Consider the following 17,274-nt stretch of genomic DNA (forward strand, 5'->3'; position numbering starts at 1 on the left):
TCGGTTGTGGTCACCGGTGCGGGTGATTCTGTGCTAGCCGTCACTGGCTTATTGAAGCCGGCTGTATGCGCACAGATAAGATCTCATTCTGGTCTGGAGATTACCGTCATAAACCGCTTTTATACAGGGAGTATTTCAAGCAAATGGACACCATTAACGGCATTCCATCGGATACAAGCACAGCGCTGAACAGTGTGGCAAGTCGCACTGCACTGGTATTAGAAACCAATAACCTGCGCGGTGGTGCAGATATTGAACGAGTTCTCTCCAGCCTTAAACGGGTTGTCGGGTTGCTGGCAAATCAGAGCCTGCCACTAACCTCGTTGGCACAGATAGTCATAACACACGACGGACTGGATGAATCCTCTTTTAAGGAGGTGGAGGATATCGCCGGGCATCCTGTTGATTTTGTAAAGATTGATCCCTCTACGGGCTACTACCACGCAAAGAATGCGGGATTTGCCGCAACAGATCCTGAGCGCTGCCGATGGGTTGTTTTTGCCGACGCAGATTGCGTGCCAGCAGCAGACTGGTTAGCTCAGCTACTGTATCCATTTATCCGGGATGACACACTTGCCGCAGTGGCGGGACGCACCAGTTATGCACCTGACCTGGCGGGAACAGCGCTGACAACCCTCGATTTCATGTACTTTCCCGGGGTTCTGGCAGACGGAGCAACGCGTAACTTTTATGCCAATAACGTTGTTTTTCGTCGGGATGTTTTCGCTGAATATCATTACCAGGACCTGGAGAGTGTCTATCGAGCCCACTGTCAGGTGCTCGGTTTACAACTGCAATCGCAGGGGATTCCTCTGCATTATGCTGCCAGAGCGCACACCGTTCATCGCTTTCCTGATAGTTTAAAGGACATCATCAAATTGAGGTGGCTGCGTGGGCAGGATACCTGCGGGCTGACGCCATTTCTGGTGCGAAGCTATATGCCCGCGCGATGGCAGTGGCTGGCAAGAAGTGGACCTATTGGGCCTTTATGTGTGTTGATTGCCCGATTGGGCTTCAGTGTGCGAGCCCTTAATAAGCAGGATCTGCCGCCATTATATCGGCTTCGCTGGTTAGCGGCTATTACCCTGATTATCGGTTTCTCAGCGCTGGATATGAGTGGCGCCCTGATGCGCGGTTTAGGTGTGCGCTATCCTCGCGGTAAAGAGGGCGGTGACGTCCAGGCGTTGTCCTACCATGGCTCATCCAAATGATGATCAGGCAAAGCACCGTAACTGACAGTGTCACTTTAAACAGGGATATCCGGAGAGAAGCTTATGTCTGCTGATTCAGCACCCTTTGTACAGGACTGTTGTGATCCGCCTGTGTTGTATGGATGGTTACGTTTACAGGCGCAATGGGTGAACGCTATCAAACGAGCGGCGTTACGACAACTTCATGCAAGTCATGCCGGTGAGCGGTTATTGTTACGCATCTATCTTATAGGTGAAGACGCCACAGAGATTGCGTTGCAACAAGAGCTATTGAGCGAACCACCAGACTGGATAGTGCGCCAGATGGAACAGCACTTAAACGAAGAACGGCAACATGTCCGGGCCTTTGCTGCGGCTTTGGAGGAGCGCGGTGAAACGACGGTTGCTCAAAGTACTGCACAGCCAGACTGGTTAAGCCGTCGTAAAATTGCCCAGTGGCACGCGATAGCACACCGATATGAGTCGTCTTTTAAGAGCCGATTACTGGTACCCGCATTTGCCATTGGCTTGTGTGCGGAACAGATGGCCACGCGGGTGCTGGAACGTCATATCCGGTTGCTCCAACAGATCTCTCCGTCACACCCTCTGCTGCCTCTGCTGGTACGAGTGCTCTCAGACGAAGGCAGGCACGTGCAGATGTGCAGCGGTGCCTTAATCCGTCTGGTAGAACCCCATGAGCAGGGGACATTACAAAAGATGCTGGCAGAGATCCGGGCTGTCGACCGTTCCTGGTCCGTTACCGGTGCCCTCGGGTTACTCTCTGTGGGTCTGCTGCTTCGCCTCTTGCCAGACCGGAGTTAAGTGTATGCGCATTGCTTATCTGGCAACAGCGGATGCCAGAGGTCATCTGATGCGGGCACAGTTGCTCACGCATGCATTGCAAGCCCGGGGAGTTAAGGTGCAACTCATTACCACCTCCGATGAGGGGCAGCGATTCTTAGCGGGCTTTGGGCTGGCAGCAACAGTTTTGTCGCGTCATTACTCGGTGCAGTTTGATACTCAGCAGAACATGTTGCGTGGAGCAACGGATGCTAATGTTGCGGGCTATATTTTTCACCCTAAGCGCATGGCCCGGGATATCTGGAAACTACGCCAGGTGTTTCGTGACAATGATCTTGTACTCAATGATTCGTTTCACCCGGCACTGTTATTCATGGGGTGTTTGCCTGTCTGGCGACACAAGGTGGTGCATATTTACGGGGCCAGCCTGCGCCAGGCGTTGGAAACAAACTTCAATGGCCGCATTCCGGTGGCTGTGGCGAGGTTATACAGCGCTGTTGTTGCATGGCAGATCAGTCGTGCCGGAGCACGTCTGGAACATCATTTTGCCTACCCCTCTATGGCTGAGCACAACGGTGACTGCTTTCGCCTGCCTACCCCTGTTGCTGTGGTAAAGCCGGGCAGGGACCAGCCTGATCAGGGCAGGATGCACATAGCAGGGTATCTTAATCCACACTTTTGTGATTCCGCACTCGCTGCGGCGTTAGAGCAGGGGATTTCTGATGCAGGTGGGATAGCACATCTGGTTGGCGAGGGGATGGCACACCGTCCAGGCTGGTTAGCCCGGGACACCGATTGGGTCAGCCAGGCTGCCCGCAGCTCGCTGATCATCTCTGCACCGGGGATGGCGGCACTATCGATTGCCCGGGTCTATGACAAGCCCATTATACTGGTGCTCACCGATCAACCCGAACAGCAGCGTAATGCGGCACGGGCGGCTGAGCTTGGCTTACGGCATCGGATAGTCGTCTGGGATGGTGATTCTCAGGCATTCGCAGACAGCATTGATCAGGCATGCAGAGCGTTAAGTAGCGCTACAGAGCTTACCCCCTCTCATCTATCCGCTGCACATGGCTATGACCGGGCAATTGATCGCCTGGAGATCTGGCTGGAACTGCTGACGTCACTGGTTAAACCTGCTTCGCCGTAGGTCAGGGTGCTCAATTAGCGCGAAGGGAAACATTTAAACTGCAGGCGGGCTGGGTCTCTGAAATCTTAAAACTGTCGTTTTAATACTATACTGATCAACATCTGTGAGATTTTAAAGGCTACTAACGGCTGTTTTCATTCCCACCTCAGGTTTTACAACCATTAAACTGCTTGTCTGAGGGCGTGATGAAATCGTAATAATAAAAACGCTAATCTCAGGAGGTCCGTATGAAAATCAGACCTGTTTCTTTTGCTGTGTGTGTTGTTGCCATCATTTTCATCACCGGGTGTCAGCATAATCCGACCCGGATGAGTGGTGGTAAAAGCTTCGTTATTATCGGTGAATCGATGGCCACGGGTGCTGAAGCGGCACAGGAGCTGCAGCTCGCTATTAACCGTAGTCAGACGGTTGGCTGTGAAGCCATTTCGGTCGGTGGTTATGGCGCTGCTGGTGAGGGGATGGTTCTGGGGCTTGCCGCGTTGATCCGGTGCCCGGACGGCGTGCATATTATACCAACAGGATTCCCTTATGATGCCACAACTGGTATGAAAATTCCGGTGGATCCGGCTGCTGTCGTGCCTCCGCCACTGTCGCCACCAGCACCCTGAGGGCGATATTCAACCTGCGGCAAAGGCGGCCTCCAGTAAACGGCGGGTATAGCTTTGGCCAGGGTTGCTGAATATATCAGCAGCGGAGCCCTGTTCAACCACGTCACCCTGTTGCATCACCAGCAGATCATGGCTGAGGGCTTTGACGACAGCCAGGTCGTGACTGATGAAGATGTAGCTGAGTTTGTACCGCTGCTGTAGTTCGCGTAGCAGATCGATTATCTGTGCCTGTACGGTGCGATCCAGGGCTGAGGTTGGTTCATCCAGGATGATCAGTTCCGGTTTGAGAATTACTGCCCGGGCGATCGCAATGCGCTGGCGCTGGCCGCCGGAAAACTCATGGGGGTAGCGGTGCCGGTCATCGGGTTCCAGTCCTACCTCTTTGAGAGCATCAATAATCAGCTGCTCACGTTCCCCGGGTAAACCGATATTATGGATCTCCAGACCTTCGCTGAGCGATTCAGCTACAGACATTCTCGGGCTGAGGCTGCCATAGGGGTCCTGAAATACGATCTGCATTTTGCGTCGCAGAGGTTTGATTTCGCTTTGGTTCAGACTTTCAATCGCCTTGCCATCAAACTGTATGCCTCCCTCCGAGCGGATCAGACGGAGTATTGCCAGCCCCAGAGTGGTTTTCCCTGAACCACTCTCTCCAACAACCCCCAGAGTGCGGCCAGTGTGTAGTTTAATGCTGCAGGGGTTTACCGCTTTAATATGGTCCACGGTGCGTTTCAGCAAGCCCCGTTTAACGGGAAACCATACTTTAAGCTTGTCAGTCTGTAATATCGGTGAACCGGTTTCTGCGACCGGCTGAGGCAGTCCTGAGGGTTCTGCATTGAGAAGTTTCAGGGTATAGGGGTGTTGCGGGTCGGCAAACAGATCTGCTGTGCGGTTTTGCTCGACAATCGATCCCTGATACATCACACAGACTGCATCACTGTAACGGCGGACAATATTCAGATCATGAGTGATCAGCAGCACCGACATCCCCAGTTTTCGCTGCAGTGAGCGGAGCAACTCCAGTATCTGTTCCTGGATTGTGACATCCAGTGCGGTCGTCGGTTCATCAGCGATCAGCAGTTCCGGATCATTGGCCAGTGCCATGGCGATCATCACCCGTTGCCGCTGCCCCCCAGAGAGCTCGTGTGGATAGCTGTTAAGACGTTTTTCCGGATCCTTGATGCCGACAAGGCTGAGTAGCTCCAGCGTCCGCTCGCGAGCCTGAAGGCCTGTCAGCCCCTTATGCAGCAGCAGTGTCTCACCGATCTGGCGGGATATGTTGTGTAACGGATTGAGCGAGGTCATCGGCTCCTGAAAAATAACACTGATGCGGTCACCGCGCAGCGACCGCATCTGCGCTTCAGTGTTCTGTAGCAGATTTTTACCCCGGTATAAAATTTCTCCACCTGGGTGGCTGGCCTTAGGATATGGCAGCAGCTTAAGGATCGACATCGCGGTCACCGATTTACCCGAACCGGATTCGCCCACCAAGGCCATCGTCTGTCCCGACATAATATCGAAACTGACGTTGTTAACGGCATTGACCGCTGAGTGGTTCTGGCCAAAGCGGACTGACAGGTTGCGTACCGAGAGCAGGGGTTCAGTCATTCATCACCTTCCGGGGGTCAAAAGCATCACGAACAGCTTCGCCAATAAAGATCAGCAGTGTCAGCATGACGGACAGAGAGATAAAGGCGGTCAAGCCCAGCCAGGGCGCATGCAGATTCGCTTTACCCTGAGCCACTAACTCCCCCAGTGAGGCTGAACCTGGCGGTAAACCGAAACCGAGGAAGTCCAGCGCCGTGAGGGTGACCAGCGAGCCGTTGAAGATAAACGGCATAAATGTCAGTGTCGCTACCATCGCATTGGGGAGGATATGGCGAAACATAATCAGCCGGTTACTCAGGCCCAGCGCGCGGGCTGCCCGGACATACTCAAGATTACGTCCACGCAGAAATTCGGCACGCACGACATCAACCAGTTGCATCCAGGAAAACAGTAGCATGATACCCAGCAACCACCAGAAGTTGGGCTGCACAATACTGGCCAGAATAATCAGCAGGAACAGTACCGGCATTCCCGACCAGATCTCGATAAAACGCTGGAAGAACAGGTCGATTTTACCACCGTAAAAACCCTGAACCGCGCCGGCGGCAACGCCGATGACCGAGCTGATCAGCGTCAGGGTGATAGCAAACAATACTGAAATTCTGAAACCGTAGATAACCCGGGCCAGGACATCTCGCCCCTGATCATCGGTGCCCAGCAGGTTGTCCGTGCTTGGAGGAGAGGGGGCAGGGACAGGCAGATCATGATTGATCGTCTGATAACTGAAACGTATAGGTGGCCAGAGAATCCAGCCGCCTTTACTGGTGATCAGTTCCTGAATATAGGGGTCTTTGTAATCAGCGAATGTGTCGAACTCACCGCCAAACTCCAGTTCGGAATAGTCGATCGCCACTGGAAAATACAGGCTGTTTTGATAGCCGATCAGGAGCGGTTTATCGTTGGCAATCAGCTCCGCAAACAGGCTGAGAATAAAGAGCGTCAGAAAGATCCAGAGCGCCCAGTAACCACGCCGGTTATTACGGAAGTTCTGCAGTCTACGCTGGTTGACAGGGCTTATTTTCAGGGATTTGAACCGCTTTAGCATACTGCTCAGTTCTCTCTGCTTTCAAAATCGATTCGTGGGTCAACCGCAACATAGGTAAGATCGCTGACCAGTTTAAGTAACAGACCGATCAGTGTGAAGATATACAGGGTGCCAAAGATAACCGGGTAGTCCCGTTTAATGACGGCTTCATAGCCCAGCAGGCCAATTCCATCGAGTGAGAAGATCACTTCAATCAGCATCGATCCGGTGAAGAAGATACCGATCAGCGCCGCAGGCATGCCGGCAATAATCAGCAGCATCGCATTACGGAAAACATGGCCATAGAGCACCTGGTTTTCAGTTAATCCTTTGGCCCGGGCGGTTATCACATACTGCTTGTTAATCTCATCAAGAAAAGAGTTTTTGGTGAGCATCGACAGGGTTGCAAAACTGCCAATCACCGATACCAGCACCGGCAGGGTGATATGCCAGAAATAATCTTTAATCTGTCCCCACATGCTCAGCTGATCGAAATCCGGAGAGGTCAGTCCCCTGAGCGGAAACCAGCTGAAGTATGTGCCGCCAGCGAACAGTACGATCAACAGGATGGCAAACAGAAAGTTGGGTATCGCGTAGCCCACGATAATCATTGAGCTGGTCCAGACATCGAAAGGGGTGCCATCACGTACCGCTTTCTTAATTCCCAGTGGCACGGCCACCAGATAGGTGATCAGGGTTGTCCAGAGTCCGAGGGAGATAGATACCGGCAGTTTCTCGATGATCAGATCTGTCACTTTTTTGCCGCTGAACAGGCTCTCGCCGAAATCGAAGACCAGGTAGTTCTTCAGCATCTGAAAGAAACGTTCATGGGCTGGTTTATCGAACCCAAACTGAGCTTCAATCTGCTTCACCAACTGCGGATCAAGTCCCCGTGCTCCCCGGTAGGTGCTGCTGTTGCCTGTTGCGGATGATGAGCCTGAGCTACTCAGATCGGACTGAGCTGAACCGTCGAAACGGGATGTTGAACTGGTGTTCAGGCCCTGCAGGTTGGCGATAGTCTGCTCAACCGGGCCGCCGGGAGCGGCCTGTACGATCAGGAAGTTGATGGTCAGAATACCCAGCAGAGTAGGGATAATCAGCAGCAGACGCCGCAGGATATAAGCTGCCATTCAGATTACTGCCCTGTCTTTTCCGGTTTGACCCACCAGGTATCGAACCCCAGCGAGTATTTGGGATGGACTTTGGGGAAATCAAACTTATCCCAGTAAGCCACGCGATAGCTGTTGATATGGTATTGCGGAATAACATAGTGATTCCACTGCAGCACCCGGTCCAGGGCGCGGGTTCTCAGTACCAACTGTTCCCGGTCTGGCGCCTGGATAATCTGGTCGACCAGATAGTCGACAGCCGGATTTTTAATACCAATCAGGTTACGACTGCCTGGCTGATCGGCCGTTGAAGAGTGCCAGAACTCCCGCTGTTCATTGCCGGGAGAGATAGACTGACCAAAGCCGCTGACGATGACATCAAAATCAAAACTGCGCACCCGGTTGATATACTGTGACGCATCGATAATACGGATTGAGGGCTTGATACCCATCCGTTCCAGGTTGCGGGCAAAGGGGGCTACCACTCGTTCAAATGTGGGTTGAACCAGCAAAATTTCAAATGACATCTGTTTGCCGTCAGGCCCCAGCAGTAAGCCATCCTTTAACTCCCAGCCAGCACTTTTCAGCAACCTCAGGGCAGTGCGTAACTGTCCGCGAATATTGCCATCTCCATTGGTTGTGGGCGCTTTGTAGACCTGAGTAAATACTTCGGGGGGCACCTGGTCACGGATCGGCTCAAGAATTTTTAACTCTTTTTCAGTGGGCAGCTCTGTGGCGGCCATCTCCGAGTTAGAGAAATAGCTGTTGGTGCGGGTATAGGCGTTATAGAAGATATTCTTGTTGGTCCATTTGAAGTCAAAGGCGTAGGCCAGCGCTTCTCTGACCCGGGCATCTGAGAAGTAGGATTTACGGGTATTAAGAATGAAGGCCTGCATACCCGTTGGGTTTTCATGCACCTGGGTACGGGTGATGATCTTTCCTTCATCAAACACAGTGCCGGTATATCCGGTAGCCCACTGCTTGGATGAGAACTCCTGGCGAAAATCGTATTCGCCCCCTTTAAACGCTTCAAGGGCAACATTGCCATCTTTGTAATAGTCGTAGCGGATTGTGTCAAAGTTGAAGCGGCCGCGGTTAACTGGCAGATCCTTACCCCAATAGTTTGGGTTTCTGCGATAGGTGATGGTGCGTCCGGCATCGAAACTGTCAATCAGGTAGGGGCCAGAGCCCACCGGAATCTCCAGACCGGGCTTACTGAAATCACGCCCCTCCCAGTAGTGCTTGGGTAAAATACTGACTTCTCCGACAATTAATGCCAGCTCGCGATTTTGGCTGGCGTTAAATGTGAATTTAACCCGCTGGCTGGAGAGCGCCTCAATATTAGCGATATCGTGGTAGTAGGAACGGTAAAACGGGGCTCCCTGTTCACGCAGCAGTTTAAAGGTGTACACCACATCTTCTGCAGTGACGGGCTGGCCGTCGCTGAATTTTGCATCGGGGTTGAGATTAAATATGACCCAGCTGCGGTCATCTGCGACTTCCAGTGACTCAGCCAGCAGCCCATAGAGAGAGAAGGGTTCGTCCTGAGCTTTGGTCAGCAGAGAATCATAGATCAGTCCAATGCCATCGGCGGCAGCACCCTTAATGATAAAACCATTAAAACTGTCGAAAGTGCCCAGTGCATCTTCAGAGACATCACCGCCTTTTGGGGCGTCAGGATTGACGTAATCAAAATGTTTAAACCCGGGAGGGTATTTGAGGTCGCCATACATAGAGATGCCGTGCTGCGGTGCAGCAGCGTGTAGCGGGGAGGTGAGTGTGCAGATCAGAGTTGCAGATAACAGACAAAGCGTTGATATCTGCTTAGATAACTGTTTGAAATTCATCCGTAATTATCCAGCCAGATTGGTAACCTGTTAATTTATAACAGGGGGGATCGGTTATAGCTAGTTATATGAGTACGGATCAGCGGTTTTGTTCAAATTCATCGGCAAGTTCGGTCAGACGCTGGTGCTGTAATTTGCGCTTAACCTTGTCGTTTTTCAGTTGGTTGAGCTGTTCGGTGAGAAAGCGTTGCTTATCACTGTTACCGGCTGACAGCCCGGAGATCAGATCTTTATCCATCCAGTTACAGATCTTATGATAGAGAATAAATTTGAACAGCAGTGCGGTCACCGTTGCGAAGATAATGATGCCGATACTAAGTGCGTCCATGTCCTGTCTCCTGGGTGGCGGATTTGAAAAACCGGGTGATCAAGTCGCTATTTTACCGCGCTTCAGTGATATCAACATAGAGGGTCAGGTGTTGCCCCGGCTGGAGATACTTGCTCTTTTCCAGCTTGTTCCAGCGTTGGATATCATTGATAGAAACCCGAAAACGGTCAGCAATGGTATACAGTGAATCGCCGCTACGAACGGAATAACCGATGCGGCGAATCAGCTGTTGATCACTGCGGCTGAGGCCCTGATGTGCATCGGCTTTCCAGATTGCCAGAGTTTGACCGACTCTGAGGGGATCTCCAGGCGCCATTTGATTCCATGAGGCCAGTTCTCGCACGCTGACATTGTTGTTTTTGGCTATTTTCCAGAAGCTATCGCCCTGTTTTACCTCGTAGGTGACCCGATTGCGGTCACTCTGAGCCAGTTGATTCTGCTTACGACTGAAGCGTTGGGACTGGCTCAGTGAGTATTCGCTGGACTCATGCTTGGCGCTGGGGATCAGCAGATACTTGCCGGCACGGATATTACTGCCGCTGAGCTTGTTGGCTTCACGGATGACCGCGGAGGTGGTGTTATAGTGTCGGGCAATGGTGCTGATGGTTTCGCCTTTGCTGATTTTGTGGCGCGCCCAGTTAACCCGTTGTTCAGCCGGAAGCTGAGCCAGCTGAGTACGGAACTGTTCTGCTGTGTCAGCCGGAATGAGCAAGCGATGCGGACCATCGGGATCAGTGGCCCAGCGATTAAAGCCGGGGTTGAGCTGATACAGTTCCTGCGTTGAAATAGAACTGAGTTTAGCTGCCTGTGCCAGATCGATCTGACTGTCCAGTTCGACCTGTTCAAATACGGGCTTGTTCGGCAATGGCTGCAGGGTGAGATTATTGTCTTCAGCGTCACGAATCAGTTTTGAAACCGCCAGCAGTTTAGGTACATATACCCGGGTTTCTTTGGGCAGGTCCAGCGACCAGAAATCTGTCGCCAACCCCTTTTTCTTATTGCGGCGAATCGCTTTTGAAACATTCCCTCCACCACAGTTGTAGGCAGCCAGGGCCAGCTCCCAGCTATCAAAGCGGTCATGCAGTTGCTGCAGATAGGTCAGCGCAGCATCCGTTGAGGCGACAATGTCACGACGTCCGTCATACCACCAACTGCTTTTTAAACCAAAATGTTTCGCTGTGCCGGGAATGAATTGCCAGGGCCCGGCGGCGCGGCCATGTGAGTATGCAAAGGGGTCGTAAGCACTTTCGACAATCGGCAGCAGCGCAACCTCAGCAGGCATATCCCGTTTCAGTACTTCACCGAGAATATAATAGTAATAACGGCTGGCACGGGTCGCGACCCGTTGCATATATTGCGGATGTTTTTGATACCACTCGAACTGCGCCTGTAAGCGTGGATCATCATGATCCAGATCAAGCTGCATATGCTGTCGGGTCAGTTGCCAGAGATCGGTGCTGGTTTGAGGCTGCTGTTGCGTGTCAGAAGAGAGTGTCGGATTCAGTACCTGACGCTGTGCCTGTGGCTGCTCATCAGGGCCGCTGACAGGCGCCGGTTGCTGACTGATAACCTGATTGGTCTGACAGCCGGCAAGAATCAGCCCGGCAGCGGTGAGTACAACAAATTTTCTGACCAGCTGCATTGCCCAAGGCACCCTGTAAAATATAAAAGGGTGCATTTTATGGGGCCAGTTGCAGAGGGTCAACTGTTATTGATCCCAGGCTGAGCTACATCAACTTTACAACGCTTAACAAGGAAGCAGGGGAGGAGTCAGAACTGATTTTTCCATTCCCGGATCATAGCGAAAATGGCCACTTCTGAGGTCAAAGGTCCGCCAGCAAACAGCTCTGCAGATTGTCTCACGGGGGCTTCGCTATAGCGAAGAAAGGGGTTGATCTGTTTCTCGGTGGCGATATCTGTAGGCAGGGTCGGCTGATCGGATTCGCGCAGTTGGGTGCAGTGTTCGATCGCCGCTTTAATACGGTTGTTTGCGGGTTCAACCGCTGCAGCAAATGCAAGGTTGGCAAGAGAATACTCATGGGTGCAGTAGATCTGGGTTGCATCAGGCAGCTGTCGGAAATATTCCATCGCCCGGTGCATCTGTTCTGCACTGCCTTCAAACAATCGGCCACAACCGGCCAGAAACAGCGTATCACCGCAGAACAGCTGCGGCTCACTTCCTGGGAGATAGTAGCTGATATGATCTAATGTGTGGCCCGGTACTTCACGGATAGTCAGCGTCTGCTCCATCAGACTGATCTGATCACCATCGCTCAGCTTATGAGTGATGCCGTCAAATGGGGAGTTGGCCGGACCATAAACAGTGACAGTGTTATCCTGGCATAGTTGAGCGACACCACCGGTGTGGTCATGATGGTGGTGAGTGATCAGGATGGTGGTTAACAGCAGGTTATTTTCGTTCAGATAGTGTTCGACCACGTCAGCATCACCGGGGTCGACGACGGCCACTTCAGTACTGCCGGGTACAGTCAGAGCCCAAATATAGTTATCATTAAAAGCAGGTATCGGCATGACATTGAACATTTTAGGCCTCGGCTGTATTGGATTTGTCAGATATAGTAGTACATATTGAGCAGAGTAAGGAGATTGAGTGCACCCGTTAACTACAAGGTTAACCTATTCAAACCGGAGCGTTAAGGGCTAATAATGTATGGGTTTTAAACAACAGCCACCGCTCGCAGAGTGGTTACCGGCGTTACGTAGTTGGTTTGATACAGAGCTGGGGCAGCAGTTGCTGGCTTCAGAGCGAGAGTTGCTGGACCGGCTGTTACCGACCATGTTTGGCTATCATCTGCTGCAGATCAGTTTTGATAACCGGCTTGATCTGGCCCGGGAGAGTCCGGTGCGCCATCAGATACCGGTAAATCCGGTTGCCGAATTGGGATTGCCAGACAGTGCGGTGATCGCCCGCAATGAAGAGTTACCGTTCGAGCATAACAGTATCGATGTGGTGCTGTTGCACCATGGACTCGATTTTGCCCAAAGCCCCCATCAGGTGCTGCGTGAATCTGCCCGGGTTCTGCGCCCGGGGGGGTATCTGCTGAATATCGGTTTTAATCCGGTCAGTTGGTGGGGCGTTTATCGTACCCTGAAACTGAATAAAGAAACGGTGCCCTGGCAGGGGCACTTTATCGGCTCGCAACGTATGCATGACTGGTTAGCGTTGCTCGAATTAACGGTGGTCAGGGAGCTGTCCGATTACTATCGCCTGCCCTTCGAGAAAGAGTCCTGGCGTCAGCGTGGGCGGCTGATCGATGCGATAACCCGACGCTGTTCGTCTCATTGCGGAGCCTTTGTGCTGCATGTTGCCCGCAAGGATGTCGGCGGGATGACCCCGATTGAACCGGTCTGGAAGAAGCGTAAGCTGATTAATCTGCCGCTGGTTGAACCAACAACCCGTGGTGCCCGAGGAAGAGTGAGTGAAGAAAAAAATTAATATTTATACTGATGGTGCCTGTAAAGGAAATCCGGGACCGGGGGGCTGGGGAGCCGTTCTGGAATATGGTGAACATCGCAAAAAACTGTTTGGTGGAGAGATGAATACCACCAATAACCGGATGGAGCTGATGGCCGCGATTGAAGCGCTGAGTGTTCTGAAGGAGTCCTGCGAAATTGTTTTGACGACCGATTCTCAGTATGTACGTAAAGGCATTACGGAATGGCTGGCAGGCTGGAAACGCAATGGCTGGAAAACCTCAGCCAGGAAACCAGTAAAAAATGCCGATCTGTGGCAGCAGCTTGAAGAGCAGACTGCACGGCACCAGATTCAGTGGAAATGGGTGAAAGGTCATAGTGGTCATCCGGGTAATGAACTGGCCGACCAGTTGGCTAACAAAGGGGTTGAGCAAGCCCTGCAACAGGCGTAAGTGAACAGATAAGTTATGAGACAGATAGTACTGGATACGGAAACCACGGGTATCGACCCGAAAGAGGGGCATCGGATCATTGAGATCGGTTGTGTTGAGATGATGAACCGCCGACTGACAGGTCGTACCTATCATCGTTATCTTAAGCCGGACCGTGTGATCGATGATGAAGCGATTCAGGTACACGGTATCACCAATGAGTTTCTCGATGATAAACCTCGCTTTGAAGAGATCCAGGATGAGTTTTTGCACTTTATCCGAGGCGCCGATCTGGTTATCCATAACGCTGCGTTTGACGTAGGTTTTATCGATAATGAGTTAAGCCTGAATAACCATCAGGAGCGGGTCCATGATTTTTGTCAGGTGACCGATACGCTGGCGATTGCACGCAAGAAGCATCCGGGGCAGAAAAATAACCTTGATGCGCTATGTCGCCGTTACGGTATTGATAACAGCCATCGTGAGCTGCACGGCGCGTTACTTGATTCTGAGATTCTGGCCGATGTTTATCTGATGCTGACGGGCGGTCAGAAGAATCTGATGCTGGCAGGCGAGGAGGATGGTGACGACGGTGTTGATCAGGTTCGGCGTCTTGATACTTCAGCTATGACCCTGAAGGTGGTGCAGGCTGAAGGGGATGAACTGGATGCTCACCGCAGTTATATCGAACGTCTGGATAGTAAAGCGGGCAGCATCTGGAGTCAGCTTGGTGAGCAGCCAGGTGAAACGGGCTGAAGCAAATCTTTAATGAGAACGAAAAAAAGCAGGCTGTGAAGCCTGCTTTTTTGATTTTCAGAGGTCTGTTTTGCAGCTATGAAGCGATTCCCTGTTTACAGGAAGTGTGTTACCGCCAGATAGCCAGTGACGCTCATGACCACGGTGTAGGGCAGTGCCATCCACACCATAGTGCCGTATGAGAGACGAATCAGGGGTGCCAGGGCAGATGTCAACAGAAACAGGAATGCAGCCTGGCCGTTGGGGGTTGCTACACTCGGGATGTTGGTGCCAGTGTTGATAGCGATCGCCAGCAGGTCAAAATGCTCCCGGGTGATTGAGCCCTCTTTGAGAGCTGCCAGTACTTCATTGATATACACCGTTGCGACAAAGACGTTATCAGAGATAGCCGATAGCAGGCCGTTGGCAATAAAAAAGATACCCGGCTGAACCTGAGTGTCCATGGCCAGTACTGAAGCGATAATGGGCTGGAACAGGTGTTGTTCGTGAATCACCGATACAATGGAGAAAAATACCACCAGCAGCGCGGTAAATGGCAGTGCCTCCTCAAATGCTTTACCTATCTGATGTTCCTCGACTATACCGTTGAACGCGGTCAGCAGAATAATCACTGTGAGACCGATCAGACCAACGGCCGCGAGATGGAATGCCAGGGCCAGAACCAGAAAGACCGCCACCAGAATCTGAACAAACAGGGCCAGCTTGTCCGACTTGGTTAGCTTCTTATCCTGTTCGGCAGCAAAATCTTCGAGAATAGTGCGTACCGATTGAGGGATATCGGCGCCATAACCAAACCACTTGAGTTTTTCCAGCAGGATGCAGGTTGCCAGACCCGCAAACAGAACCGGCATCGTTACCGGGGCCATCAGAACAAAGAACTCGACAAAATCCCAGCCCGCCTTTTGCGCGATCAGCAGGTTTTGTGGTTCTCCCACCAGGGTGCAGACACCGCCCAGCGCGGTGCCCACAGAGCCGTGCATCAGCAGACTGCGCAGAAATGCCCGGAACTGCGCCAGCGCTTCATGGTGGTCGACATGAACTGTTTCATCATCGCCATGATCGTGTGCTTCATGGTGGAACTGTTTGCCGGAGGCTACTTTGTGATACACCGCATAGAAGCCGACACCGACGCTGATCAGTACTGCCGTCACTGTCAGGGCATCGAGAAAGGCCGATAGCAGTGCTGCAAACAGTGAGAACATCAGCGACAGTGCAACTTTGGAGCGGATTTTCAGCAGCAGTTTGGTAAATACCCAGAGCAGCATGTTCTTCATAAAGTAGATGCCTGCTACCATGAACATCAGTAGCAGAATCACTTCCAGGTTGGCTTCCACTTCATGGTAAACCGTCTCAGTGCTTGCCAGGCCGATAATAATCGCTTCCAGAGCGAGTAAGCCGCCCGGTTGAAGCGGATAACATTTTAGTGCCAGAGCCAGAGTGAAGATAAATTCAAAGATCAGCATCCAGCCTGTTACTACAGGTCCAACGGTGAACAGAAGAATCGGGTTAAGTATCAGAAAAAGTACAATGGCCTGTTTATACCAGATAGGTGAGTTGCCAAGGAAGTTCTTAATAAGCGCCTGGGTTGTGGTCATCGATACGGGGTCCTGTGCCAATTCGGGCCTGTGGAAAGTTTCTGTGCATCATGCTAAATGTAGTGATTACAGTCTTTCCAATGTAAGTTAAGTAGTGAATGTTATTATGATTTTGACGTAGATTAGCAGGAGTTTTGTTAAATCAAAAGTCTGCTTAACCTGTTAAGAGTACCCTAGTTTTCAGGTGACATATATGCCTGAAATCACTGTTTATTGGTCTGTTTTTGCTTAGGTTCAACAAATATTATGGAAATTGAATATATTTATTCATCGGGACACCGGGTTTGGTCTGATCTGCAGGGGCGTTGGATTTTTACTCAGCCCTGTTGCGACCACAACCTCGCTCTGGAAGAGTATGATCTGACTTTATTGCCGCAACAGCAGGTAAAACTGCTTATCATGCCTGAGGAAGTGTTGCCCCATGAAACCCCGGGTTTACAGCTGCGGCAACTGCTGTCCCGCTCAGAAGAGTCGATGTTTCCACTGCTATCGCGAGCAGCCCAGGTGACAACCTGGAGTCGCGATCACAACTTCTGCCCCCGTTGCGGAGATGCATTGCGTCATCACCATCAGGACCTGGCCAAGCAGTGTGATGGTTGTGGCCTGACTCAGTATCCCAGACTCTCCCCCTGCATTATCACGCTGGTGACCCGCGGTGAGTATTGCATACTGGCGCAGGGAGTTCGATTCACTGAGCCCAGATTCAGCACCCTGGCGGGGTTTATTGAAGCGGGGGAAAGTGCTGAAGATGCCCTGGCTCGAGAGGTCAGAGAGGAGGTGGGTGTGGAGGTTTCCAATATCCGCTATCACTGCAGTCAGTCCTGGCCCTTTCCTCATTCGCTGATGCTGGGCTTTTTTGCCGATTATGTATCCGGGGAGATCGTGCCAGAGCCGGGAGAGATAGTCGATGCGCGCTGGTTCCACTACAGTGAGCTGGATGAGGCACCTATTCCTCCGCCGTTTACCATATCCCGCCAGTTGATTGATGAGTTCGTAAAGCGCTGCAGAGCAGGGGATTAACCGCGTTTATCTTTACTGAAGTACTTACCCAGCTGTGTTGCCAGCATCACATTGCCTTCGGCCCTGAGTTTGCCGGTGAGGTAGGCGCTCATGCCATCCTTCTCACCCGTGACCACACGGATAAAGGTGTCACTATTGGTGATCAGGGTGATATCAGGGTCGTGATGCTCGCCAAGGGCAACCGTCAGTTGCTGGTCAGCGATAGTGAAATAGAAGTCGTCCGCATCACTCAGTATAAATTGGAATGTGGCCGACACTGCGGAGGTGTTTTCCGGAATAAAGCGACTGGAAAGCTTTTCTATAACCCGGGTGACAGTGATTGCTTCAGACATATTTGATTCAGCTCTCCAATTTTGTATTCAGTGATATTGC

Annotated in this window: 17 protein-coding genes; 8 read left to right on the top strand and 9 right to left on the bottom strand. The window is 51.8% G+C overall.

The features are described 5' to 3' along the window. Positions 1 to 143 precede the first annotated feature (143 nt). The 4 genes from OCU43_RS09950 to OCU43_RS09965 all read left to right on the top strand — a co-directional run bounded on the left by OCU43_RS09950 (position 144) and on the right by OCU43_RS09965 (position 3,749). Entirely contained in the window at positions 144 to 1,211 is a 1,068-nt protein-coding gene (locus OCU43_RS09950; protein WP_091358250.1) for a glycosyltransferase family 2 protein, read from the top strand. Positions 1,212 to 1,274: 63 nt separating this feature from the next. Further along, entirely contained in the window at positions 1,275 to 2,012 is a 738-nt protein-coding gene (locus OCU43_RS09955) for a hypothetical protein (protein WP_091358252.1), read from the top strand. A 4-nt stretch (positions 2,013 to 2,016) separates the two neighbouring features. Beyond that, positions 2,017 to 3,141 (top strand): glycosyltransferase family protein, encoded by a 1,125-nt coding sequence (locus OCU43_RS09960; RefSeq protein ID WP_091358255.1) that lies wholly within the window; start codon positions 2,017 to 2,019, stop codon positions 3,139 to 3,141. A 227-nt stretch (positions 3,142 to 3,368) separates the two neighbouring features. Further along, entirely contained in the window at positions 3,369 to 3,749 is a 381-nt protein-coding gene (locus OCU43_RS09965) for a hypothetical protein (RefSeq protein WP_091358258.1), read from the top strand. Between the two features lie 9 nt (positions 3,750 to 3,758). On the opposite strand, the gene OCU43_RS09970 is transcribed toward OCU43_RS09965, so the two are convergent. The 7 genes from OCU43_RS09970 to gloB form a co-directional block, all read right to left on the bottom strand. Continuing rightward, positions 3,759 to 5,357, bottom strand: a complete 1,599-nt coding sequence (locus OCU43_RS09970; protein ID WP_091358261.1) for an ABC transporter ATP-binding protein — start codon at positions 5,355 to 5,357, stop codon at positions 3,759 to 3,761. Further along, the gene (locus OCU43_RS09975) at positions 5,350 to 6,402 is read right to left on the bottom strand and encodes an ABC transporter permease (protein WP_091358264.1); all 1,053 of its coding nucleotides are present in this window, start codon (positions 6,400 to 6,402) and stop codon (positions 5,350 to 5,352) included. The genes OCU43_RS09970 and OCU43_RS09975 overlap by 8 nt, the downstream gene beginning before the upstream one ends. A 5-nt stretch (positions 6,403 to 6,407) precedes the next feature. Then, positions 6,408 to 7,511 (bottom strand): microcin C ABC transporter permease YejB, encoded by a 1,104-nt coding sequence (locus OCU43_RS09980; RefSeq protein WP_091358268.1) that lies wholly within the window; start codon positions 7,509 to 7,511, stop codon positions 6,408 to 6,410. A 5-nt stretch (positions 7,512 to 7,516) separates the two neighbouring features. Beyond that, positions 7,517 to 9,337: an extracellular solute-binding protein gene (locus OCU43_RS09985; protein ID WP_091358271.1), complete on the bottom strand. Its 1,821-nt coding sequence runs from the start codon at positions 9,335 to 9,337 to the stop codon at positions 7,517 to 7,519. A gap of 79 nt (positions 9,338 to 9,416) precedes the next feature. Next, positions 9,417 to 9,665: a hypothetical protein gene (locus OCU43_RS09990; RefSeq protein ID WP_091358273.1), complete on the bottom strand. Its 249-nt coding sequence runs from the start codon at positions 9,663 to 9,665 to the stop codon at positions 9,417 to 9,419. Positions 9,666 to 9,717: 52 nt separating this feature from the next. Next, positions 9,718 to 11,307: a lytic transglycosylase gene (locus OCU43_RS09995; RefSeq protein WP_091358276.1), complete on the bottom strand. Its 1,590-nt coding sequence runs from the start codon at positions 11,305 to 11,307 to the stop codon at positions 9,718 to 9,720. Between the two features lie 128 nt (positions 11,308 to 11,435). Then, on the bottom strand, positions 11,436 to 12,209 hold the full coding sequence (gloB, locus tag OCU43_RS10000) for a hydroxyacylglutathione hydrolase (protein WP_091358279.1): 774 nt from the start codon (positions 12,207 to 12,209) through the stop codon (positions 11,436 to 11,438). Between the two features lie 127 nt (positions 12,210 to 12,336). Here gloB and OCU43_RS10005 point away from each other — a divergent pair, with 127 nt between their 5' ends. From OCU43_RS10005 to dnaQ, 3 genes are read left to right on the top strand one after another with little or no spacing between them, the layout of a single operon-like run. Beyond that, a complete protein-coding gene (locus tag OCU43_RS10005; protein WP_091358281.1) occupies positions 12,337 to 13,122 on the top strand; it encodes a class I SAM-dependent methyltransferase in 786 nt (261 codons plus the stop codon). Beyond that, entirely contained in the window at positions 13,106 to 13,552 is a 447-nt protein-coding gene (rnhA, locus tag OCU43_RS10010; RefSeq protein WP_091358283.1) for a ribonuclease HI, read from the top strand. The genes OCU43_RS10005 and rnhA overlap by 17 nt, the downstream gene beginning before the upstream one ends. Positions 13,553 to 13,567: 15 nt before the next feature. Beyond that, positions 13,568 to 14,287: a DNA polymerase III subunit epsilon gene (gene dnaQ / locus OCU43_RS10015; RefSeq protein ID WP_091358286.1), complete on the top strand. Its 720-nt coding sequence runs from the start codon at positions 13,568 to 13,570 to the stop codon at positions 14,285 to 14,287. 95 nt (positions 14,288 to 14,382) lie between these two features. Here dnaQ and nhaB read toward each other — a convergent pair whose 3' ends face one another. Continuing rightward, a complete protein-coding gene (gene nhaB / locus OCU43_RS10020; RefSeq protein WP_091358287.1) occupies positions 14,383 to 15,882 on the bottom strand; it encodes a sodium/proton antiporter NhaB in 1,500 nt (499 codons plus the stop codon). 246 nt (positions 15,883 to 16,128) lie between these two features. Between nhaB and nudC the strand changes: the two genes are divergently transcribed. Beyond that, positions 16,129 to 16,902, top strand: a complete 774-nt coding sequence (gene nudC / locus OCU43_RS10025; protein WP_091358290.1) for an NAD(+) diphosphatase — start codon at positions 16,129 to 16,131, stop codon at positions 16,900 to 16,902. Here nudC and OCU43_RS10030 read toward each other — a convergent pair. After that, complete coding sequence (locus OCU43_RS10030; RefSeq protein WP_091358291.1) at positions 16,899 to 17,234, bottom strand: SCP2 sterol-binding domain-containing protein; 336 nt, start codon at positions 17,232 to 17,234, stop codon at positions 16,899 to 16,901. The genes nudC and OCU43_RS10030 overlap by 4 nt on opposite strands. Positions 17,235 to 17,274 lie beyond the last annotated feature (40 nt).

The organism is Amphritea atlantica (assembly GCF_024347255.1).
Classification (GTDB): domain Bacteria; phylum Pseudomonadota; class Gammaproteobacteria; order Pseudomonadales; family Balneatricaceae; genus Amphritea; species Amphritea atlantica.